At 70.7% G+C, this 21960-nt stretch carries 19 protein-coding genes and 1 pseudogene; 11 read left to right on the top strand and 9 right to left on the bottom strand.

All coding sequences use genetic code 11. The annotated features are described in order from the left end of the window. Positions 1-89 precede the first annotated feature (89 nt). Entirely contained in the window at positions 90-1109 is a 1020-nt protein-coding gene (locus BGM09_RS25085) for a polyprenyl synthetase family protein (protein WP_188283971.1), read from the bottom strand. 513 nt (positions 1110-1622) lie between these two features. On the opposite strand from BGM09_RS25085, the gene egtA reads away from it, so the two are divergent. The 11 genes and pseudogenes from egtA (at position 1623) to BGM09_RS25035 (ending at position 12931) form a co-directional block, all read left to right on the top strand. Further along, complete coding sequence (gene egtA / locus BGM09_RS25080; protein WP_188283970.1) at positions 1623-2897, top strand: ergothioneine biosynthesis glutamate--cysteine ligase EgtA; 1275 nt, start codon at positions 1623-1625, stop codon at positions 2895-2897. 120 nt (positions 2898-3017) lie between these two features. Then, positions 3018-4409: an ergothioneine biosynthesis protein EgtB gene (gene egtB / locus BGM09_RS25075; RefSeq protein ID WP_188283969.1), complete on the top strand. Its 1392-nt coding sequence runs from the start codon at positions 3018-3020 to the stop codon at positions 4407-4409. Further along, positions 4409-5119, top strand: a pseudogene (gene egtC, locus BGM09_RS38000) (ergothioneine biosynthesis protein EgtC); the annotation flags it as partial. The gene egtB and the pseudogene egtC, both read left to right, overlap by 1 nt. A gap of 135 nt (positions 5120-5254) precedes the next feature. Then, a complete protein-coding gene (gene egtD, locus BGM09_RS37995; RefSeq protein ID WP_223187573.1) occupies positions 5255-6232 on the top strand; it encodes an L-histidine N(alpha)-methyltransferase in 978 nt (325 codons plus the stop codon). Positions 6233-6358: 126 nt separating this feature from the next. Next, positions 6359-6628: a hypothetical protein gene (locus BGM09_RS25065; protein ID WP_188283967.1), complete on the top strand. Its 270-nt coding sequence runs from the start codon at positions 6359-6361 to the stop codon at positions 6626-6628. Continuing rightward, a complete protein-coding gene (locus tag BGM09_RS25060; protein WP_188283966.1) occupies positions 6625-7062 on the top strand; it encodes a DNA-binding protein in 438 nt (145 codons plus the stop codon). Before BGM09_RS25065 ends, BGM09_RS25060 begins: the two co-directional genes overlap by 4 nt. A 391-nt stretch (positions 7063-7453) precedes the next feature. Continuing rightward, entirely contained in the window at positions 7454-8149 is a 696-nt protein-coding gene (locus BGM09_RS25055; RefSeq protein ID WP_188283965.1) for a Crp/Fnr family transcriptional regulator, read from the top strand. A gap of 201 nt (positions 8150-8350) precedes the next feature. After that, positions 8351-9058 (top strand): hypothetical protein, encoded by a 708-nt coding sequence (locus tag BGM09_RS25050; protein ID WP_188283964.1) that lies wholly within the window; start codon positions 8351-8353, stop codon positions 9056-9058. Next, positions 9055-11229 (top strand): hypothetical protein, encoded by a 2175-nt coding sequence (locus BGM09_RS38580; protein WP_188283963.1) that lies wholly within the window; start codon positions 9055-9057, stop codon positions 11227-11229. Before BGM09_RS25050 ends, BGM09_RS38580 begins: the two co-directional genes overlap by 4 nt. Before the next feature lie 9 nt (positions 11230-11238). Beyond that, positions 11239-12450 (top strand): hypothetical protein, encoded by a 1212-nt coding sequence (locus BGM09_RS25040; protein WP_188283962.1) that lies wholly within the window; start codon positions 11239-11241, stop codon positions 12448-12450. Beyond that, positions 12440-12931, top strand: coding sequence for a Pycsar system effector family protein (locus BGM09_RS25035; protein WP_188283961.1), 492 nt, complete (start codon positions 12440-12442; stop codon positions 12929-12931). Before BGM09_RS25040 ends, BGM09_RS25035 begins: the two co-directional genes overlap by 11 nt. A 97-nt stretch (positions 12932-13028) precedes the next feature. Here BGM09_RS25035 and nuoN read toward each other — a convergent pair whose 3' ends face one another. The 8 genes from nuoN to BGM09_RS24995 form a co-directional block, all read right to left on the bottom strand. Further along, positions 13029-14675 (bottom strand): NADH-quinone oxidoreductase subunit NuoN, encoded by a 1647-nt coding sequence (gene nuoN / locus BGM09_RS25030; RefSeq protein ID WP_188284035.1) that lies wholly within the window; start codon positions 14673-14675, stop codon positions 13029-13031. 20 nt (positions 14676-14695) lie between these two features. Then, positions 14696-16291, bottom strand: a complete 1596-nt coding sequence (locus tag BGM09_RS25025) for an NADH-quinone oxidoreductase subunit M (RefSeq protein WP_188283960.1) — start codon at positions 16289-16291, stop codon at positions 14696-14698. 6 nt (positions 16292-16297) lie between these two features. After that, entirely contained in the window at positions 16298-18202 is a 1905-nt protein-coding gene (gene nuoL / locus BGM09_RS25020; RefSeq protein ID WP_188283959.1) for an NADH-quinone oxidoreductase subunit L, read from the bottom strand. Positions 18203-18215: 13 nt separating this feature from the next. Further along, the gene (gene nuoK / locus BGM09_RS25015; RefSeq protein WP_033177728.1) at positions 18216-18515 is read right to left on the bottom strand and encodes an NADH-quinone oxidoreductase subunit NuoK; all 300 of its coding nucleotides are present in this window, start codon (positions 18513-18515) and stop codon (positions 18216-18218) included. Beyond that, positions 18512-19435 carry an NADH-quinone oxidoreductase subunit J gene (locus tag BGM09_RS25010; protein WP_188283958.1) on the bottom strand — a complete coding sequence of 308 codons (924 nt, stop codon included), beginning with the start codon at positions 19433-19435 and terminating at the stop codon, positions 18512-18514. Before BGM09_RS25010 ends, nuoK begins: the two co-directional genes overlap by 4 nt. Next, positions 19432-20109: an NADH-quinone oxidoreductase subunit NuoI gene (gene nuoI / locus BGM09_RS25005; protein ID WP_411158367.1), complete on the bottom strand. Its 678-nt coding sequence runs from the start codon at positions 20107-20109 to the stop codon at positions 19432-19434. Before nuoI ends, BGM09_RS25010 begins: the two co-directional genes overlap by 4 nt. Continuing rightward, positions 20102-21541 (bottom strand): NADH-quinone oxidoreductase subunit NuoH, encoded by a 1440-nt coding sequence (gene nuoH, locus BGM09_RS25000; protein ID WP_188283957.1) that lies wholly within the window; start codon positions 21539-21541, stop codon positions 20102-20104. The genes nuoI and nuoH overlap by 8 nt, the downstream gene beginning before the upstream one ends. After that, a partial coding sequence (locus BGM09_RS24995) for a molybdopterin dinucleotide binding domain-containing protein (protein ID WP_317452889.1) occupies positions 21538-21960 on the bottom strand: 423 nt, incomplete at its 5' end. The genes BGM09_RS24995 and nuoH, both read right to left, overlap by 4 nt.

Genomic DNA, 21960 nt, shown 5'->3' with positions numbered 1-21960 from the left:
ACGTCGGCCATCCGACCTCACAGGCCGGTACAAGTCGCCGATACAGCCCGACGAGACCGCACCGGGCACGCCCTCACAGGGCAATACACCTAGCCCGCCCGGTGCACCACGATGTCGCACAGCGCCGCCAGCGCCAGCTTCGCCGTGCACTCCGGCAGCGGCGCGAGGGCGGCGCGCGCCTCGTCGGCGTACCGGAGGGTGTCGCGGCGGGCCTGTTCGAGGGCGGGGTGGTCGCGCAGGAGGCTCAGGGCCTCGCTGTGCAGGGCGTCGTCGGTGAGGTCGCCGTCGAGGAGCTGGTGGAGGCGGCGGTCGGTGGCCGAGACGCTGCCCGCGGCCTGCTGGTACAGACGGCGTACGTGCAGGATCGGCAGCGTGGCGATGCCCTCGCGCAGGTCGGTGCCCGGGGTCTTGCCGGACTCGTGGCTGTCGCTGGTGATGTCGAGGAGGTCGTCGGCGAGCTGGAAGGCCAGGCCGATCCGCTCGCCGTACTGGGTGAGGGTGTCCACGACCGTCTCGTCCGCGCCGGACATCATCGCGCCGAACCGCCCGGACACGGCCATCAGCGAACTGGTCTTGCCCGCGAGGACGTCCAGGTAGTGGTCGATCGGGTCGCGGCCGTCGCGCGGTCCGACCGTCTCCAGGATCTGGCCGGTGACCAGCCGTTCGAAGGACTCCGCCTGGACGCGTACGGCCTCGGGGCCGAGGTCGGCCAGTATGTGCGAGGCGCGGGAGAAGAGGAAGTCGCCGGTCAGGATGGCGACGGAGTTGCCCCAGCGGGCGTTGGCGCTGGGCACGCCCCGGCGCACCTCGGCCTCGTCCATGATGTCGTCGTGGTAGAGCGTGGCCAGGTGGGTCAGCTCGACCACGACGGCCGCGGGGACCACCCGGGGCGCGTGCGGGTCGCCGAACTGGGCCCCGAGCATCACCAGCAGTGGCCGGAAGCGCTTGCCTCCCGCCTTGAGGAGGTGGCGCGCGGCGTCGGTGATGAACGGGACATCACTCTTGGTGGCCTCCAGCAGGCCCTCTTCGACGGCCGAGAGACCGGCCTGGACGTCGGCCTCAAGGGCCTCGTCCCACACGCTCAGCCCGAAGGGCCCGACGACGGTCACGAGGGGTACTCCTGTCGCTGATCTGGCTTCTGGCGGGGTCTGAGGGGCGGCACTGTCTACACGGGCAGCGTAGCCGGTCGGCTGTGGATCACCGCCGGGGCATCGCCCTGGAAGCGGGGTCGCGGCGTACCGGAAGCGGGGTTCCGGAACTCCCCCCGGATTCGCCCCGTATTCCCCCCTGATTCGCCGCGGCTTCCGGACGGATTCGCTGCGGCTTCCGCACGGATTCGCCGCGGCTTCCCCACGGCTACCCCCGCTCCGGCACTACACCAGGCCGTCTCCGACCGGGCCGGTTATGATCCGTAATGCCGGTTTTAGCGGCTTAAAGACCGCCCGGAAGGGATGATGGCCGATTCGGGCGGTTGACCGAAGAACGTTCACCATTACGTAAGACGGTCCCGCAACATGGTCAACTACACTCGCGGCAGCAACAGGTGACATGTCCTCGCTTCGGGGTAGACCCCACGGGTAATCCCCGGGGTAACCCCCCAAGGAAAGAGAGGAGGTGGATCGATGGCAGCCGACCTGCGGGAAGACGAGGCGGAGGCCCACGTGCGCGGGGTCTGCTTCAAAACGGGTCCGCCCGCACGTACCGGTGTGGAATTGGAGTGGCTGGTCCACGACCGCTCCGATCCGCTGTCCCTGATATCCGTCGACCGGCTGGACGCGGCCCTCGCGCCCGTCGAACAGCCGGGCGGGCTGCCCAGCGGCAGCAGGCTCACCCGTGAGCCGGGCGGCCAGGTGGAGCTCAGCTCCCGGCCCGCCGACACCCTCGCCGCCTGCGTCGACTCCATGGCCGCCGATGTCGCGGCACTGCGACAGGCGACCGACGAGGCGGGACTCGTCCTCGTGGGACGCGGGCTCGACCCGTTCCGCGACCCTCCCCGCGTGCTCGACCATCCCCGCTACCGGGCCATGGAGAGCTTCTTCGACCGCGACGGCCCGTGGGGCCGCACGATGATGCGGCGCACCGCCGCCCTCCAGGTGAACCTCGACTCGGGCGACGACTCCGCGGGCGCCTCCGGCTACCGCTTCCGCTGGGAGCTGGCGCACCGGATCGGCCCGGTCCTGGTCGCGGCCTTCGCGAATTCGCCGCTCCAGGGCGGTACGCCGACCGGCTGGGTCTCCACCCGGCAGGCGGTCTGGAGCCGGATGGACCCCAGCCGCACCCGGCAGCCGGGGCACGACGAGGACCCCCGTACCGCGTGGACGCGGTACGCCCTCGACGCGCGCCTGCTGTGCGTACGCGAGGGGCCCACCGACAGCAGCGGCGTCTGGGACGCCGCCCAGCCCGACTGGTCGGTGCCGGGCGACCTGACCTTCCGCGCATGGCTGCGGGGCTCCCCGGGCGTGCGGGCGCCGACCGTGGACGACCTCGACTACCACCTCAGCACGCTCTTCCCGCCGGTCCGCCCGCGCGGCTGGCTGGAGCTGCGGATGACCGACGCGCAGGACGGCGACGACTGGATCGTCCCGACCGTGCTGACGGCGACACTGCTGGACGACCCCGTCGCCGCCGAGGCCGCCCACGCGGCCACCGCGCCGCTCTGCGAGGACGGCGAGCCGATGCCGTCCGAGCAGATGTGGCGGCGCGCCGCCCGGGTCGGACCCGCCGACCCCGTCATCGGCGCGGCCGTACGGGCCTGTTTCGCCGCCGCGGCCGACGCGCTGGCGCGTACCGAAGCGCCCGCGGCCCTGCGGCTGGCCGTCGCCGGCTTCACCGAGCGCTATCCAGAACGCGGACGATGTCCCGCCCACGACCAGTTGGACGCGCTGCGCCGCGTCTGACCCTCCGGAAGGCATGTCGTGACACACCCTCGTACCGACGGCCGGAACACGGCCGAAAGCAGTGCCTCACCCGGCACTTCCCTCACTTCTGGCGCATCCACCACTTCCGCCACTTCCGCCATGTCCGCCACGTCCGCCATGCCTGGCTCCGCCGTCAAGGCGCGGGCGCTCGCCGCGCTGGAGACCGCCCGGCGCAGGACGATGGCCCTCACCGACTGCGTGGACGACGCGGATCTGGCCGCGCAGCACTCGCCGCTGATGTCCCCGCTGGTCTGGGACCTGGCGCACATCGGCAACCAGGAAGAGCTGTGGCTGGTCCGCGAGGCCGGCGGCAGGCCGGGCCTGCGGCCCGACCTCGACCAGCTCTACGACGCCTTCCAGCACCCGCGCGCCGACCGTCCCGCGCTGCCGCTGCTCGGCGCCGACGAGGCCAGGGCGTACGTGGCGGAGGTACGCGCCGAGACCGTGGACGTACTCGACGCCGTCGACACCTCGCCGAACGACTCGCCGTCCTTGAAGCGGGAGCGGGCGGAGCGGCTGCTCGCGGACGGCTTCGTCTTCGGGATGCTCGCCCAGCACGAGCAGCAGCACGACGAGACGATGCTCGCCACCCACCAGCTCCGGCAGGGCCCGGCCGTCCTGGAGGCGCCCGAGCCCCCGGCCGCGCCGGACGACGCGGCACTGCTGCCCGCCGAAGTCCTCGTCCCCGGCGGCCCGTTCACCATGGGCACCAGCACCGAGCCGTGGGCGCTGGACAACGAGCGCCCGCAACACACCGTGGACGTCGCCCCCTTCTGGCTGGACACCGTGCCGGTCACCAATGGCGACTACCTCGCCTTCATCGCGGCGGGCGGCTACCAGGACGCCCGCTGGTGGACGGAGCAGGGCTGGCGGCACGTCCAGGACGCGGGCCTCGAAGCGCCGCTCTTCTGGTCGTACGACGACGGCGCCGCCGTCTGGACCCGGCGCGTCTTCGGCCGGACCGAGCCCGTACGGGTCAACGAGCCGGTCGTGCACGTGTGTTGGTACGAGGCCGACGCGTACGCCCGCTGGGCCGGGCGGCGGCTGCCGACCGAGGAGGAGTGGGAGAAGGCGGCGCGGCACGACCCGGCGACCGGGCGCTCGCTGCGCTACCCGTGGGGCGACGCCGATCCGGGTCCCGAGCACGCCAATCTCGGCCAGACGCACCTGCGGCCCGCGCCCGCGGGCAGTTACCCGGCCAGTGCGGCGCCCTGCGGAGCGCGCCAACTCCTGGGCGACGTATGGGAGTGGACGTCCTCGGACTTCGCGCCCTACCCGGGCTTCGAGGCGTTCCCGTACAAGGAGTACTCCGACGTCTTCTTCGGTCCCGACTACAAGGTGCTGCGCGGCGGGTCGTTCGGCGCGGACCAGGTCGCGGCGCGCGGGACCTTCCGCAACTGGGACTATCCGATCCGGCGGCAGATCTTCTCCGGCTTCAGGACGGCCAGGGACGCGTCCGGCTCCGACTCCCGGGACGGCGGGCGCGGCTGATGTGCCGTCATCTCGCGTACGTCGGGGCGCCGTTGACACTGGCCCGGCTGCTCACCGAGCCGTCGCGCGGGCTGTACGAGCAGTCGTGGCAGCCGCGGCTCCAGCGGCACGGCACGGTGAACGCGGATGGTTTTGGAGTGGGTTGGTATCCGCTGGAGCCCTCGCCCGAGGAGGGTGACGAGGGGTTTCCGCTGCCCGCCCGCTACCGGCGGGCCGTACCCGTCTGGTCGGACGCCAACTTCACCGAGCTGGCCCGGACGATCCGGGCCGGCGCCGTACTGGCGGCGGTACGGTCCGCGACGGCGGGCACCACGCAGGACGAGTCGGCCGCCGCGCCCTTCCGGGACGGCCGCTGGCTGTTCAGCCACAACGGCGCCGTCGCGGACTGGGAGCGGCTGCCCACCGACCTGACCCCGGCCGAACTGCTGGGCCTCGAATGCCACAGCGACTCGGCCCTGTTGTGGGCGCTGCTGATCCGGCGGCTGCGGCAGGGCCAGCCGCCGGGCGGGGCGCTGGCCTCCGTCGTACGGCAGGTCGCCGCCGCCCGGCCGACCGCGCGGCTCAATCTGCTGCTCACGGACGGCCGGACGATCGCGGCCACGGCGTACGGGGACACGCTGTGGTTCAGGACCGGCGCCGGTGGGGCGGGGTCGGTGCTGGTCGCTTCAGAGCCGGACGAAACTCCGGGCGATGCTGAGGGCGACTGGCACGAAGTCCCCGACAGGTCGCTGCTGTTGGCGACCGCCCAGGGCGTACGGATTGTCCCGCTGCGCCCGCCACCCCCGTACCGAACCGAACGCAAGGACCCCCTACGCAAGGACCCCCTACGCAAGGACCCGCACCTCATGGACGAGAGCCGCTTCACCCTCGACGACCGGCTGCCCGCCGACTACTTCACGACGTCACTGCGCGCCGATGTGCTCGGCGGGCTCACCACCGCGCCGCGCACCCTGCCGCCCAAGTGGTTCTACGACAAGCGCGGCAGCGACCTCTTCGAACAGATCACGCGGCTGCCGGAGTACTACCCGACCCGCGCCGAGCAGGAGATCCTGACCCGCCGGGCCCCCGAGATCGCGCAGCTCACCCGGGCCGCGACCCTGATCGAGCTGGGCTCTGGCTCCTCCCGCAAGACGCGGCTGCTGCTCGACGCGCTGACCTCGGGCGGCACGCTGTCGCGCTACGCGCCGCTGGACGTCAGCGCGTCCGCCCTCGAAGAGGCCGGTGAGGCGATCGTCCGCGACTACCCGGGGCTGCGCGTCGCCGCGACCGTCGCCGACTTCGAGAGCGGCCTCGCGCTGTCCGACGAGCCGGGACCGCGCCTGCTGGCCTTCCTCGGCAGCACCATCGGCAACTTCGACGCGGCCCAGCGCCGCGCCTTCTACCGCACGCTGTCCCTCTCCCTCACCAGCGACGACGTGCTGCTCCTCGGTGCCGACCTGGTCAAGGACCCGGACGTCCTGATCCGCGCCTACGACGACGCGCAGGGCATCACCGCCGAGTTCAACAAGAACGTCCTGCACGTGCTCAACCGCGAACTCGGCGCCGACTTCGAGCCCGACGCCTTCGACCACGTCGCCCTGTGGAACACCGACCACGAGCGGATCGAGATGCACCTGCGCTCCCGTACCGCCCAGACCGTCAAGATCCCCGACCTCGACCTCACCGCCGAGTTCGCCCCCAACGAGCTGCTCCGCACGGAGATCTCCTGCAAATTCCGCCGCGATTCCCTCACGGCCGAACTCCACGAAGGCGGCTTCACCGTCCGCCACTGGTGGACCGACCCCCAGTCCCGCTTCGCCCTCCTCCTGGCCGTCCCCAACTGACCGCTCCCCCCTGTTCCACCGCCCCCCGGCACCCCGCAGGCGCCGGGGGACGGCCCACCTCCAGCACCTCGCGCACTCGGGCTCCACCCCCGAGAGGTCTGGCATAACTTTTGCTAGAGTGGTCGCGTGACTACTTTCCCGCCGGGCGACGGCCCCACCCAGTCCGTCTCGGTCTCCTTCCACGCGGGGACCATCGACGCGGTACGCGACCGGGTCGGCAAACGAGGTGTCTCCGCGTATGTGGAGAACGCGGTACAACGGCAGATCGAGCGGGACGCTCTCGACGCGGTGATCCGCGACCACGAGACGCGGCACGGGAAGATCACCGATGAGGAGATCGCGGCCGCCGAGGCTGAGCTCTACGGGGACGGCGGCAGTGCGAGGCACGCCGCGTGAGCGGTAGCTGGGTGCTGGACAGCGAGGCCCTGTCACAGGTGATCCGGGACGACCGGACCATGGCGGTACGACTCGCCGTCGCCCGCAAGCGCGACGTCCGGGTGGCACTGTGCGCCGCCACCGTCATTGAGGCCGACCACGACGGGGTGCACCCCGCACGGCTGGGCTGGGTGCTCTCACAGTTCACCGTGCTGCCGGTCGACAAAGCGAGCGCGCGCACCGCTTCCGGGCTGCTCAAGGCGGCCAAGCTGCACGGTCACAAGTACGCCATCGACGCCATGGTCGTCGCAACCGCCCTGGATATGCCGAACCGGCCCGTCGACATCCTCACCTCGGATCCGCACGACCTCTCAACGATCCTCGGCGTGCACTTGGACACCGCCAAGCACCAAGGCGAGCGGGACGCCAGCAAAGTGCGCGTCATCGCCCTCTGATGTCCGCGTTCGACGCGTTCGAGCGGCGGGCACGGGGTGGGAAGGCCGGTGCCTACGCGCGAAGTTGGGGGTGTGCCGAGGGCACCCTGGCCCTCCCCCACACCGCCCTCCTCGCGGCAGCCACCACTCCTGCGGAGGGCCCGGCTTCATAGGCGGCGCGGGCTCTGCGCCTGCGCTGACGGTGGTCAGAGCGCCAGCCCCGACCGAGTCTCGGCACGGCACCCGCCCAACCTCCGACAAACGTTCGAGCAGGACTTGCGCACGACGACACGACCCTGTGAGCGCCCGGAGCAGATCGCGCTCCGGGGCCCACGCGAGTCCACGGTTTCGGCTGAACTGCCGCCCCGCCCGGGGATAGGCTGACGCCCCTCGAAGCGGGGCGGAGAGCCGTATGGGGTTGTTCGGAGAGCGGAAGGCTTTCCTGCACAAACTGAACCACGCCGATCGGCAGGCTCTGTTCTCCCAGGGCACCCGGCGCTCGTACGCGCCGCGAGAGCAGATGATCGGCGAGGGCGAGCGGTCCACCTTCGTACTGCTGATCCTGGACGGTTGGTGCGCGATACGCCGGTCCACCGACCGCGGCCAGATCATCCTCGCGCTGCGCCAGACCGGTGAGCTGGTCGGCGAGATGGCCGCGCTCGACGGACGTCCGCGCAGTGCCACGGTGAGTGCGCTCGGGACGGTGGAGACCCTGACGCTGGCCGGGGATCGCTTCCGGCACTTCATAGCCACCCGTCCGTACGCCAACGGCCTGGTCATGAACCAGCTCACCGAGCGGTTGCGCAGCTCCGACGACGAGCGCAGAGCTCTGGCTTCCGCCACCGTGCTGGAACGGCTGGCCGCCTGCCTGGTCCAGCTCGCCGATCGCGCCGGCCGCGCCGAGGGCGGGACGGTGGCGATCCGGCTGCCGCTTTCTCAGCACGAGATCGCCGCGGCCGTCGGCGCCACCCGGGAGGCGGTCGCCAAAGCATTGCGGCTGCTGCGCGACGAGGGCCTGGTGAGCACGGGACCGCGGACGATCACGGTCGCCGATCTGGAGCCGCTGCGGCTGCTCGGCGGCCGGCCCGGTGCAGACGGTACCGGCTGAGAAAAATCCGCCCGCGGTGTGTAAACGGCTACAGCGCGCCGGGCGCCACCGGAGGAGAGTCTCGATCACCGGACGACGGGACGGTACCGGCAACAGGGAGAAGGACAGGGGACAATGCACGGCGAGCACAGCGGACATGGTGAGCACGGCGCAACGGACTACGGCCTCGTCATCAGTCTGGACACACAAGGGTCGAGCGCAGTGCCCGACCCGGACCGCCCGGCGCTGCGGGAGCGGCTCTACCGGGTCGCCGAGCACGCCTTCGCCGCCGCCCGGATCGCCGAGACCCGGCACTTCCAGGAAGACCGCGGGGACGGAATCCTGATCGTGGCCGAGCCGCGTGCCGCGGGTCGGGTGGTCGGCGAGTGGGTCGAGTACCTGCATCAGAACCTGCGCGCCGTCAACCGCGAACTGAGGACTCCGCTGCGCCTACGGGCCGGGCTCACCCTCGGCCCCTTCACCCCGGACCGGCACGGCTTCTCCGGCAGCGCGGTGGACCTCGCCTGCCGGATCGGCAACTGCGCCGAGGCCAAGGCCGTCCTCGCCGCGGCGCCCGGCGCGCCACTGCTGGTCGCCGTCTCCGACCCGCTCTACCAGGACGTGGTCAGTCACGGTGGCCGGTGGATCGATCCCGACCACTACCGGCAGTACGACGTCTCGCTCCAGGAGGGCCCACGACGGCCCTGGTTCCTGGTGCCGGGACTCACAGTCCCGCCGCTCTCCGGAGGGGAGAGCGCATCCGCGTCCATGGGGGGCGATGCGGACGCGCCACCGCAGGGGGCCGGAGAGCGGCGGCCCACGTCGGACCGGTTCCGGTTCGGCGAGGTCACCAACAACGGGTCGGGACAGGTCCTACAGGGCGAGTTCGGCGACATCACCTTCGACAACCGCGGTGGGGAGCGGCCGTGAGCGGGCGGGGAGAGGAGCCGGCGGGCGCCGACCAGGGCCCCCGGCCCCGGCCCGACGACCGGCCGGCGAAGGGCCCGGAAGAGGGTGACAAGTCGGCCGATGAGGGCCTGTTCGGCGCCGAAACCGACCCGGCCGCGAAGGAGGGCCGCGCCGCGGCCGGCGTCGCCGCCGCCCGGATCGCCCGTGAGTCCCGTGAGGCGTTCTCGCTGCACGACTCCAGTACGTATATCGGCGGCACGATCGGCGCGGTCAACTTCCAGTTCGGCGAGCAACAGCAGCGGCTGCTCGCCGGCCCGCTGCCGGAGGAGGAACTGCGGCGGCTGCGTGACCGGTTCACCGAGCCGCCCGGGTACGAGAACCTCAAGCGGCAGTTGCGCGGGACTCCCCTGCTTGTGCTGTCAGGGCAGCCAGGCACCGGCCGGATGTTCACCGCGCTGTCGCTGCTGGACGACTTGGCCCGGGGGAAGGTGGCCCGGCTCGACCCGGAGACGGACCTGACAGCGCTGGGCGTCGACGACATCGCCGAGGGCCACGGGTACGCGCTGGAACCGGCCGACGGCCACATGCCGACCGAGCTCCACCTCGACCGGCTGTGCCGGCTGCTCGGCGACCGGGGCGCATACGCGGTTCTGCTCGCGGTTCCCGACCCGGGAATCACCGACGGGCACGGGGTGCGCTATCACCGGATGCACGAGGCGGCTGATCCCGACGCGGTGCTGGACGGTCATCTGGAGGCCGAACTCGACCGGCGGCTGCCCGCGCTGAAGTCGGCGGCCCTGAACACCGCGGCCCGCCTCGACATCCGACAGGCGCTGGGCCTGGAGGCCCTGCGGCCGGCGGAGGCCGCCCGGTTCGCCGCTTCGGTGGGTGCCTACGTCAGCGGGCGGTTCACCGAGGAGGAACTCGTCGCGGACTGCCGGGGCTTCGCCGTCGAGCAGGTCCGGCAGTGGTTCGCAGGCGGCACTCGGGCCGAGACGCTGCCCGCCCTGCGGGACGCCGCGTACAGGATCGCGATGGCGGTCTTCGGCCGCGGCTCCTTCAACACCGTCGCGGAGGCGGCCGAACTGCTCGCCTGGGAGCTGGCCGTCACCGTCGATCCGGAGCGGGTCATCGGCCGCCCGCTGCTCAGCGACGGTCTTGAGGCCAGGCTCGCCTCGACTCGGGCGGTGACCGAAGTACGGACGCAACCGGTGGTCGCCGACCGGGACATCCCGGTGCGGACCGTGCGCTTCGCTGGGGAGAACTTGGCACCGGCGCTGCTGGCGTACCTGTGGGAGCACCACCACAACATGCGTGGACCGGTGCTGCGCTGGCTGGACTCGCTGTGCCAGGACCCGCGCGACGACGTGTGGACCAGAGCCGCCGTCGCGGCCGGCGAACTGTGCCGACTGGACTGCGCCCACACACTGAGCGACTTGCTGATGCCGATGGCCGAGGCCGAGCAGGCCCGCCGGGGTGTCTTCGTCGCCACCGCACTCGAATCGGTGCTGCGCGACGGCCAGGTGGGGGCCGCGCTACGGTCGATGGTCAAGGCGTGGAGTACGAGCGGGAACGCCAACCTTCGGTGGACCGCCGCCGCCGTCCTGAGCCGGGGGACCGCCACCGCGGCGGTCTCCGACGCGCTGGGCCGGCTGGGTGCCATAGGCACCTGGGAGGAGGGACGGCTGCGGGTGGTCGCCGCGGAGAGCGTGGTACATCTGCTGGGCTCCGACCCGGGCCTGGAACCACTGGACGCGATCCGCCGCTGGCTCAACGACAACCGCCGCCACCATCAGGACCTGGGGCTTGTCGCCACGGTTCTGCTGGCCGAGTTCCAGACCGAGGACGTGTGGAATCCGGCCCCGGAGCTGTCCGGCCGGGAGAAGTGGCCGCTGGCACTGGCGGTGGCCGCCGCCTGTCCGGACCGGGCCCAGGAAGTGGCCGGGCTGCTGTGGACGGCGCTCAACACCAGTCGCTCCTACGAGGCAGCGCTCGATGCCGTCACCCGCTGGCTGCGTTCGTCCCAGGGCGAGCCGTGGGAGAAGGAACTGCTGCGTTTCCTGCCACTGCTGATGTTGACCGCGGACGACCGGCAGCGGCTGGCCTCGCTGATCAAGGAATTGTCCGAGGATCCCGACGATCCCCTGGGACCGGACCAGAGCCGCCGGTTGCGGCGGTTGGTAGAGGAGTAGGGAAAGCGAATGACGCACAACACATGGTCCGGCCGCCCAGGCCCCTGGCAGCAGCCCCCGCGCGCGGGGGGCAACAGCTTTGTCCAGGACGTCGAGCTGCCGATGAACCTGCGGGGACCGTTCCTGCGCGAGTTCGTACCGCAGAGCGGGCACAAGCACCGCGGCGCACAGATCGCCTCGGTGGTCTTCTACCGCAACGGCGGCCACAGTGTGATCACCGTGCGGGGCGCCCACCACGAGAACAAGCCGATGATGGCCAGGCCCACGTCGGTCTGCCTGATCGCACGCGGCCGGCACCAGGTCTCCTTCGAGATGCAGTTGCCCACCCAGGGCGACCAGTCGGACTTCACCTGCCAGGTGGACATCAACTGGGAGGTGACCGACTTCCACCTGGTGGCGGAGAAACGGGTGGTGGACGTCGAGCGGATGCTGCGCCCGCCGCTGCTTGGCCGGCTGAGGGGGATCACTCGGCGGCACGGCCTGTCCGGCGCGCAGGCAGCGGACGAGGCCATCCAGGCCGAGCTGGCCGGCGGCCACTGGTCACCGTTCGGCGGCGACATCGGTCTGGCCACGCAGGTGTTCGTCCGGATCGACCTCGGCCGGGCAGCGTCCGACCACTACCAGGCGCTGACGCAGGTTCAGCACGACGCCACTGTCCAGGCAGCGGTGGACCGCGCCGAGGCGGCCCGTGTCGAGGCCAACCTCGCAGACGCGCGCAAGCTGATCGACGCGGGTGAGGCCGAGCAGTACGCGGTACTGCTCGCCCGGGACCCGAGCCGGGCCACCGAGATCCTGGGCGCGTTGCAGACGCAGGCCAAGCAGCAGCGACAGGGCGCTCTGGAGTACCTGACCCGGCTCATCGACCAGGGAGTCGTGCAGCGGCACCAGGTTGAGGGGCAGGTGCAGCAGCTCATCGAGTACGCGAAGGCGGTCGGAGGCAGCCTGATCGACCACGGCCTGCCACAGCCGGCGACATCGCTGCTGCCGCCGCCGGTGGTGGTGGACCGGACGCCAGTGACACCGATTGCGCCCGCGGCGGACGCGCCGCCGTCCCCGCCACTGCCGCCGATGCCGCCGCACCAGCCTCGGCCGGCTTGGGCGCAGACGGATGAGGCAGCCCAGGCGGCAGCGGCGGGCGGCGCGCCGGACCCGGCGGACCCGGACCGGATCATGGACGGGGCGGAGGAGTCCGCGCGGGCGAGGACCGCGGATGGCGGCTGACTCCGAGGACGGCCTGTACGTCGCCGAACGGCTGCTGGGCACGGTAAGGGACGAGTTGCAGCGCGCGGACACCAAGGCGTCGGTTCTCCTGTCAGGGGCGCTGGCGTTACCCGCGTTACTGTTCAGCGGCAGGTGGTCGGCGGACCGGCTGGCCGGGGGGTGGCTCGGCCTCTTCGTCGCGGGCGGCCTGTTGTGGGCAGCGGGCACAGCGTTCCTGGTACTGACGATCCTCCCCCGCACCTGGACCACCCGGATCGGTCCCGGCGTCACCTTCTTCGGCGATGCCCGGTCGGTGCCCGCGCCGGAAGTGCTGCGTCTGGCGATTTCGGCGGCCGGGCGCGACCGGGTGGGATGGCTCATCACGCAACTGTTGGACGTGTGCGCAATCCTCGCGGCGAAATACCGGTGCCTGCGGTGGGCGATCTTCTGCCTTCTCCCGGCGCTGGTGCTGTGCGGGGCCGCGCTCACGGCGGTGCCTTGAGCCGGGCACGGGGACATCGGCGGCGAGTGTGCGGGGGGGACGAAAAGGCCCGGGTCGCCTCCTGTGAGGAGGCGACCCGGGCCGATGGTGAAAGGGGCTAGCGGACGAAGACGCTCGCCTTGTCCGCGAGGTCGAGGAAATACTGGGGGGCCAGGCCCAGGACGATCGTGACGGCCACCCCTATGGCGATGGCGGTGGACGTCAGCGGGCTGGGCACCGCGACGGACGGACCGTCCGGCTTCGGCTCGCTGAAGAACATCAGCACGATCACGCGGATGTAGAAGAAGGCCGCGATGGCGGAGGAGATGACACCGACGATGACCAGCGGCATCGCACCGCCCTGCGCCGCGGCCTTGAAGACCGCGAACTTCCCCGCGAAACCGGACGTCAGCGGGATGCCCGCGAAGGCCAGCAGGAAGACCGCGAAGACGGCCGCGACCAGCGGCGAGCGCCGTCCGAGACCGGCCCACCGCGACAGGTGCGTGGCCTCGCCGCCCGCGTCGCGGACCAGCGTGACGACGGCGAAGGCGCCGAGGGTCACGAAGGAGTACGCGGCGAGGTAGAACAGGACGGAGGAGACGCCCTCCTTGTCGGTGGCGATCACGCCCGCCAGGATGAACCCGGCGTGGGCGACCGAGGAGTAGGCCAGCAGCCGCTTCACATCGGTCTGGGTGACGGCGATGATCGCGCCCGCCAGCATCGTGAGGATGGCGACGCCCCACATGACCGGCCGCCAGTCCCAGCGCAGGCCCGGCAGGACGACGTACAGCAGCCGCAGCAGCGCGCCGAAGGCGGCGACCTTGGTGGCGGCGGCCATGAAGCCGGTGACCGGGGTCGGCGCGCCCTGGTACACGTCCGGGGTCCACATGTGGAACGGGACGGCGCCGACTTTGAAGAGCAGGCCGACCGCGACCATCGCGAAGCCGATCAGCAGCAGCGCGTCGTTGCCGGTGGAGCTGGCGAGCGCCGGGGTCATCGGGGCGGTGCCGTCGATGACCGAGGCGATGCCGCCGTAGGTGACCGTGCCCGAGTAGCCGTAGAGCAGGGCGATCCCGAAGAGCAGGAAGGCCGAGGAGAAGGCGCCGAGCAGGAAGTACTTGACGGCGGCTTCCTGCGACATCAGGCGGTTGCGGCGGGCCAGCGCGCACAGGATGTACAGCGGCAGCGAGAAGACCTCAAGGGCGATGAAGAGCGTCAGCAGGTCGTTCGCCGCCGGGAAGATCAGCATGCCGCCGACCGCGAAGAGCAGCAGCGGGAAGACCTCGGTGGTGGTGAAACCGGCCTTGACCGCGGCCTTCTCCTGATCGCCGCCGGGGACGGCGGAGCCCTGGGCCGCGAAGGAGTCGACGTTGTTGCCGTGCGCCTTCGGGTCCAGGCGCCGCTCGGCGAAGGTGAAGACGGCCACGATCGCCACCAGCAGGATCGTGCCCTGGAGGAAGAGCGCGGGACCGTCCACGGCGACCGCGCCCATCGCGGCGACATGCGCCTTCGTGGTGCCGTACCCCTTCTCGGCGAGCGCGACCACGGCGGCGAAGGCCGCCGCGAGACCGACCACGGCCAGCACGAGCTGCGCGGTGTAACGGGAGCGGCGCGGCAGGAACGCCTCAAGGAGGATGCCCACCATCGCCACGCCGAAGACGATCAGCACCGGTGAGAGCTGGGCGTACTCGATGTCCGGCTTCGGGATCTTGTCGGCGACCGGAGCGGCCGTCGTCCACAAGCTGTGGACAGCGCCCACACCCACGGCTCCCTTGTCTGCTGCGCTCACTTCTTCGCCTCCAGCGCGGGCTTGGGATCGGTCTTGTGCAGGTCGGAGAGCGTGTGCTTGACCGACGGGTTGAGGATGTCGGTCACCGGCTTCGGGTACACGCCCAGGAAGAGCAGCAGCGCGATCAGCGGTGCCACGACGACCAGTTCACGTACCTTCAGGTCGGACATGCCCTCGATCCCGGCCTTGACCGGGCCGGTCATCGTGCGCTGGTAGAGCACCAGCACGTACAGCGCGGCGAGCACGATGCCCAAGGTGGCGATGATGCCGAGCACCGGGTAGCGGCTGAAGGTGCCGACCAGGACGAGGAATTCGCTGACGAAGGGCGCCAGGCCCGGCAGCGACAAGGTGGCGAGGCCGCCGATCAGGAAGGTGCCCGCCAGCACCGGCGCCACCTTCTGCACACCGCCGAAGTCGGCGATGAGCCGCGAGCCGCGCCGGGTGATCAGGAAGCCCGCGACCAGCATCAGCGCGGCCGTCGAGATGCCGTGGTTGACCATGTACAGCGCGGCGCCGCTCTGCCCCTGGGTGGTCATCGCGAAGATGCCCAGGATGATGAAGCCGAAGTGCGAGATCGAGGCGTACGCGATCAGCCGCTTGATGTCCCGCTGGCCGACGGCGAGCAGCGCGCCGTAGATGATGCCGATCACGGCCAGGACCAGGATCACCGGGGTCGCCCACTTGGACGCCTCGGGGAAGAGCTGGAGGCAGTAGCGCAGCATCGCGAAGGTGCCGACCTTGTCGACGACCGCGGTGATCAGTACGGCGACCGGCGCGGTGGACTCGCCCATCGCGTTCGGCAGCCAGGTGTGCAGCGGCCACAGCGGGGCCTTCACCGCGAAGGCGAAGAAGAAGCCGAGGAACAGCCAGCGCTCGGTGGACGTCTCGATGTGCAGCTTGCCCGAGCCGCGCGCGGCCAGGATCTCCTGGAGCGAGAAGGTGCCGGTGCCGAGCTGCTTGGCGGTGACCGCGTACAGGCCGATCACCGCGGCGAGCATGATCAGGCCGCCCGCCAGGTTGTACAGCAGGAATTTGACCGCCGCGTACGACCGTTGCCGCGCCGCCTCTTCCTCACCGGCCGCGTGCGCCCGGTCGCCGAAGCCGCCGATGAGGAAGTACATCGGGATGAGCATGGCTTCGAAGAAGATGTAGAAGAGGAAGACGTCGGTGGCCTCGAAGGAGAGCACCACCATGGCCTCGACCAGCAGGATCAGCGCGAAGAAGCCCTGTGTGGGGCGCCAGCGCCGGTTGGGGTTCGCGCCTTCGAGAGGGTCGGCGTCGTGCCAGCCGGCCAGCATCACGAAGGGGATCAGCAGCGCGGTCAGCGCGATCAGGGCGACGGCGATGCCGTCCACGCCGAGGTCGTAGCGGAGCCCGAAGTCCTTGATCCAGGCGTGCGACTCGGTGAGCTGATAGCGGTCGCCGCCGGGGTCGAAGCGGACCAGCGCGGCAATCGCCAGGCCGAGCGTGCCGAGCGAGAAGACCAGCGCCGTGTACTTGGCGGCGGTCCTCTTCGCGGCGGGCACGGCGGCGGTGACGACGGCTCCGACTGCTGGCAGGGCGGCGGTGACCGTAAGGAGGGGAAAGGACATGAGCTATCAGACCGCCCTCATGAGAAGAGTCGCGGCGACCAGCACCGCGGAGCCGCCGAGCATCGAGACGGCGTACGACCGTACGTAGCCGTTCTGGAGCTTGCGGAGGCGCCCGGAGAGGCCGCCGACCGAGGCGGCCGTGCCGTTGACGACGCCGTCGACCAGGGAGTGGTCGAGGTAGACCAGCGAGCGGGTGAGGTGCTCGCCGCCGCGGACGAGGACGACGTGGTTGAAGTCGTCCTGGAGCAGGTCGCGGCGGGCCGCCCGGGTCAGCAGCGAGCCTCGCGGCGCTACGGCGGGTACGGACTTGCGCCCGTACATCAGCCAGGCGATGCCGACGCCGATGACCAGCGCCACCATCGTGCCGCCGGTGACGGTGCCCGCGCTGATCGGCGAGTCGCCCTCGGCGTGCCCGGTGACCGGCTCAAGCCACTTCACGAACGAGGAGTTGATGCTGAACAGGCCACCGGCGAGGACCGAACCGAACGCCAGGATGATCATCGGGATGGTCATCGACTTCGGCGACTCGTGCGGGTGCGGCTCGTGGCCCTCGGCGTCCGGCACCCAGCGCTTCTCGCCGAAGAAGGTCATCAGCATCACGCGCGTCATGTAGAAGGCGGTGATGGCGGCGCCCAGCAGCGCGCAGCAGCCGAGAATCCAGCCCTCGGCGCCGCCCTTGGCGAAGGCCGCCTCGATGATCTTGTCCTTGGAGAAGAAGCCGGACAGGCCGGGGAAGCCGATGATCGCCAGGTAGCCGAGGCCGAAGGTGACGAAGGTGACCGGCATGTACTTACGCAGGCCCCCGTAACGCCGCATGTCGACCTCGTCGTTCATGCCGTGCATGACCGAACCGGCGCCCAGGAACAGCCCGGCCTTGAAGAAGCCGTGCGTCACCAGGTGCATGATCGCGAAGACGTAGCCGATCGGGCCGAGCCCGGCCGCCATGATCATGTAGCCGATCTGCGACATCGTCGATCCGGCGAGCGCCTTCTTGATGTCGTCCTTCGCGCAACCGACGATCGCACCGAACAGCAGCGTGACCGCGCCGACGGTGACGACGGCGGTCTGCGCGTCGGGCGCCGCGTTGAAGATCGCGCCGGAGCGGGTGATCAGGTAGACGCCCGCGGTCACCATGGTCGCGGCGTGGATCAGGGCCGAGACCGGGGTCGGGCCCTCCATCGCGTCGCCGAGCCAGGACTGGAGCGGCACCTGGGCCGACTTGCCGCACGCGGCCAGCAGCAGCATGAAGCCGATGCCGGTGACCGTGGCGTGCTGCGTCGTGGACGCGGACGCGGCCCGCGGCAGGATGTCGGTGAAGGCGAACGAGCCGAAGGTGGTGAACATCAGCATGATGGCCACCGACAGGCCGATGTCGCCGACCCGGTTGACCAGGAACGCCTTCTTCGCCGCGGTCGCCGCGCTCGGCTTGTGCTGCCAGAAACCGATCAGCAGGTACGAGGCGAGGCCGACGCCCTCCCAACCGGCGTACAGCAGGAAGTAGTTGTCGGCCAGCACCAGCAGCAGCATCGCCGCGAGGAACAGGTTGAGGTAGCCGAAGAAGCGGCGGCGGCGCTCGTCGTGCTCCATGTAGCCGATCGAGTAGATGTGGATCAGCGTGCCCACACCGGTGATCAGCAGCACGAACGTCATCGACAACTGGTCGAGCTGGAAGCCGACATCGGCGCGGAAACCGCCGACCGGCACCCAGGTGAACAGGTGCGAGTGCAGGCCCCGCGCGTCGGCGTCCTTGCCCAGCATGTTGGCGAACAGCACCACGCCGAGCGCGAACGACGCCAGGGCGAGCAGCGTGCCGAGCAGGTGGCCGAAGCGGTCGAGCCGCTTGCCTCCGGTCAGCAGGATGCCCGCGCCCAGCAGCGGCGCCGCGACGAGCAGTCCGATCAGGTTCTCCACTGTCGCAGCCCCTCTACAGCTTCATGAGATTGGCGTCGTCGACCGAAGCCGAGTGGCGGGAGCGGAAGATCGACACGATGATCGCCAGGCCGACCACGACTTCCGCGGCGGCGACCACCATCGTGAAGAACGCGATCACCTGGCCGTCGAGGTTGCCGTGCAGCCGCGAGAAGGTGACGAACGCCAGGTTGCAGGCGTTCAGCATCAGCTCGACGCACATGAAGACCACGATCGCGTTGCGCCGGATCAGTACGCCCGCCGCGCCGATGGTGAACAGCAGCGCCGACAGGTACAGGTAGTTGGCCGGATTCACTTGGCACCCTCCTCGGCCCGGTCGGAAGCCTTCGCGGCCTCTCGTGCGGCATCCCGGTCGGCCTCGCGTACGGACTCGCGCTCGGCCCGTTCGGCCTTGCGCTCCACCGCCGTACGCTCCGGCTCGCGCTCCAGGTACTCCTCGGTGCGCTGGTCCAGCTCGGCGAGCCGGTGCAGGGCGTCGGCGGACACGTCACGGATCTGGCCGCGGGCCCGCAGCGTGCCGCTGACCGACAGCTCCGAGATCGAACCGTCGGGCAGCAGCGCCGGGATGTCCACCGCGTTGTGCCGGGCGTAGGTGCCGGGGGCGGGCAGCGGGGTGACCTGTACGCCGTCGCGCACGCGCGCCTCGGACAGCTCGCGCTGGGTGCGCCGGTCCTCGGTGCGCTCGCGGTGCGTGAGCACCATCGCGCCGATGGCCGCGGTGATCAGCAGTGCGCCGGTGACCTCGAAGGACCACACGTACTTGGTGAAGATCAGCCGGGCCAGGCCCGGCACGTTGCCCGCGGAGTTGGCCTGGCCGACACCGGCGAAGGTGTCGAGCGAGGCGTTGCCGATCCCGGCCATCAGCAGGATGCCGAAGCCGAGACCGCAGGCCGCCGCCATCCAGCGCTGGCCCTTGAGCGTCTCCTTGAGCGAGTCGGCGGCGGTGATGCCGACCAGCATGACGACGAAGAGGAAGAGCATCATGATCGCGCCGGTGTAGACGACGATCTGCACGACGCCGAGGAAATACGCGCCCTGGGCGAGGTAGAAGATCGCGAGCACGATCATCGTCCCGGCCAGCGACAGCGCGCTGTGCACGGACTTCTTCATCAGGACGGTGCCGAGCGCGCCGAGCACGGCGACCGTGCCCAGAATCCAGAACTGGACGGCCTCGCCGGTGGAGGTCTGCGACGCGGCGGCAGCGAGCTGCATCATGCCTCGTCCCCCGTTCCCGCGGGCGTGCCGCCGCCGGGCGCGGGCGCCACGTTCGCGTCCCGCTCGGCGTCCGGGTCAGGGCCGATCTCGGTGCCGTCGGCCGCGACCACGTTCTCGTCGGGCTTCTCGCCCTTGGAGACCGCGACCTGCCGTACGGTGCCGGGCGCGGCCTCGGTGACCGCGCCGCGGTAGTAGTCGCCCTCGTCCATGCCGGGGAAGATCGAGTGCGGCGACTCGACCATGCCCTCCTCAAGACCGGCGAGGAGCTGTTCCTTGGTGAAGATCAGCGACTCGCGGGTCCGGTCGGCCAGTTCGTACTCGTTGGTCATCGTCAGCGCGCGCGTCGGGCACGCCTCGATGCACAGCCCGCACAGGATGCAGCGGGCGTAGTTGATCTGGTAGACGCGGCCGTAGCGCTCACCGGGTGAGTAGCGCTCCTCCTCGGTGTTGTCCGCGCCCTCCACGTAGATGGCGTCCGCCGGGCAGGCCCACGCGCACAGCTCGCAGCCGACGCACTTCTCCAGGCCGTCCGGGTGCCGGTTGAGCTGGTGGCGGCCGTGGAAACGCGGGGCGGTGGGCTTCTTGTACTCGGGGTACTGCTCGGTCAGCCGCTTCTTGAACATGGCCTTGAAGGTCACGCCGAAGCCTGCGACCGGGCCGAGGAACTCAGGCATCGCCGTCCTCCTTCTTCTCCTGCTCGGGGGCATCCTGGACGTCCGGTTCCGCCGCGCCGGACACGCCGGACGCGCTGGCGGCACCCACGAGTTGGGGCTGTGCCGCCCGGCTGGGGCGCCGCGGCACCCGCTCCGCCTGCTGACCCGGCAGCGGCGGTACGGGATAGCCGCCCGCCATCGGGTCGAAGCGGTCAGGTGGCGCGAGCGCGCCGCCGTCCCGGACCGCGGTCTTCTTCTCCTCGCGGTCCCTGAAGACATCCGCGATGAGCGAGATCAGCAGCAGCGCGATCACCACACCGCCGATGTACAGGACGATCTTCGTGAAGTCGTAGTCCTCGTTGCGCATCGCGCGGACCGCGGCGACCAGCATCAGCCAGACCATGGAGACCGGGATGAGGACCTTCCAGCCCAGCTTCATGAACTGGTCGTAGCGGACCCGGGGCAGGGTGCCGCGCAGCCAGATGAAGAAGAACAGCAGCAACTGGACCTTGACGATGAACCAGAGCATCGGCCACCAGCCGTGGTTCGCGCCGATCCAGACCGTGCTGATCGGCCAGGGGGCGCGCCAGCCGCCGAGGAAGAGGGTCGTCGCGACCGCGGAGACCGTCACCATGTTCACGTACTCGGCGAGCATGAACAGCGCGAACTTGATCGAGCTGTACTCGGTGTTGAAGCCGCCGACCAGGTCGCCCTCGGACTCCGGCATGTCGAACGGCGCGCGGTTGGTCTCGCCGACCATCGCGATGATGTAGATGATCAGCGAGACGGGCAGCAGGATCGCGTACCAGCGGTCGTGCTGCGCCTCGACGATCGTCGACGTCGACATGGAGCCGGAGTAGAGGAAGACCGCCGCGAAGGACAGGCCCATCGCGATCTCGTACGAGATCATCTGCGCGGACGCGCGCAGGCCGCCGAGCAGCGGGTACGTCGATCCGGACGACCAGCCCGCGAGCACGATGCCGTAGATGCCGACCGACGCGGTGGCCAGGATGAACAGCAGGCCGATCGGGAGGTCGGTGAGCTGGAGCGCGGTGCGCTGGCCGAAGATCGACACCTCGTTGTCGGCCGGGCCGAAGGGGATCACCGCGAACGCCATGAAGGCCGGGATGGCCGCCACGACCGGCGCGAGGATGAACACCACCTTGTCGGCCCGCTTGACGACCAGGTCCTCCTTCAGCATCAGCTTGATGCCGTCGGCGAGGGACTGGAGCATGCCCCAGGGGCCGTGCCGGTTGGGGCCGATGCGCAACTGCATCCACGCGACGACCTTGCGCTCCCACACGATGGCGACCAGCACGGTCAGCATCGCGAAGGCGAAGCAGAAGACCGCCTTGAGGATGATCAGCCACCAGATGTCGTTGCCGAACCAGGAGAGGTTCTCCGTGGTGGCGGCGAGTTGGGTGGCGGCGAGCTGGGTCAGTGGCGCGCTCATCGGGTGCCCTCCTCTTGCGTGGCCTCGGCGGCGCTGCCGACGGAGACGACCTGGCCCGTACGGGCACCGGTGTCGGAGGCGACGCCGTTCCCCGCGGAGTTCAGCGGCAGCCACACCACCCGGTCGGGCATCGCGGTGACGACCAGCGGCAGCGTGACCGCGCCCGCGGGCCCGGTGACCGTCAGCGGGTCGCCGTCCGTGACACCGGCCTCGGCGGCGGTGGCGGCCGACAGCCGGGCGACGGCCGCGTGCCGGGTGCCGGCCAGCGCGTCGTCACCGTCCTGGAGGCGGCCCTCGCGGGTCGCGTTGGCGAAGAACTTGGCGATGCCGGAGGCGAAGGCGTTCGGCGGCTCGTGGCCGTAGAACCAGGTGGGCAGCCCGTACGAGGGCCCGCCGTCCGGCCAGCGGTCGCGGACCTC

This window comes from Streptomyces sp. CBMA29 (genome assembly GCF_014596445.1).
Taxonomy (GTDB): domain Bacteria; phylum Actinomycetota; class Actinomycetes; order Streptomycetales; family Streptomycetaceae; genus Actinacidiphila.
Note: the sequence above shows the minus strand (reverse complement) of the source record. Positions and strands in the feature narration are given on the sequence as shown.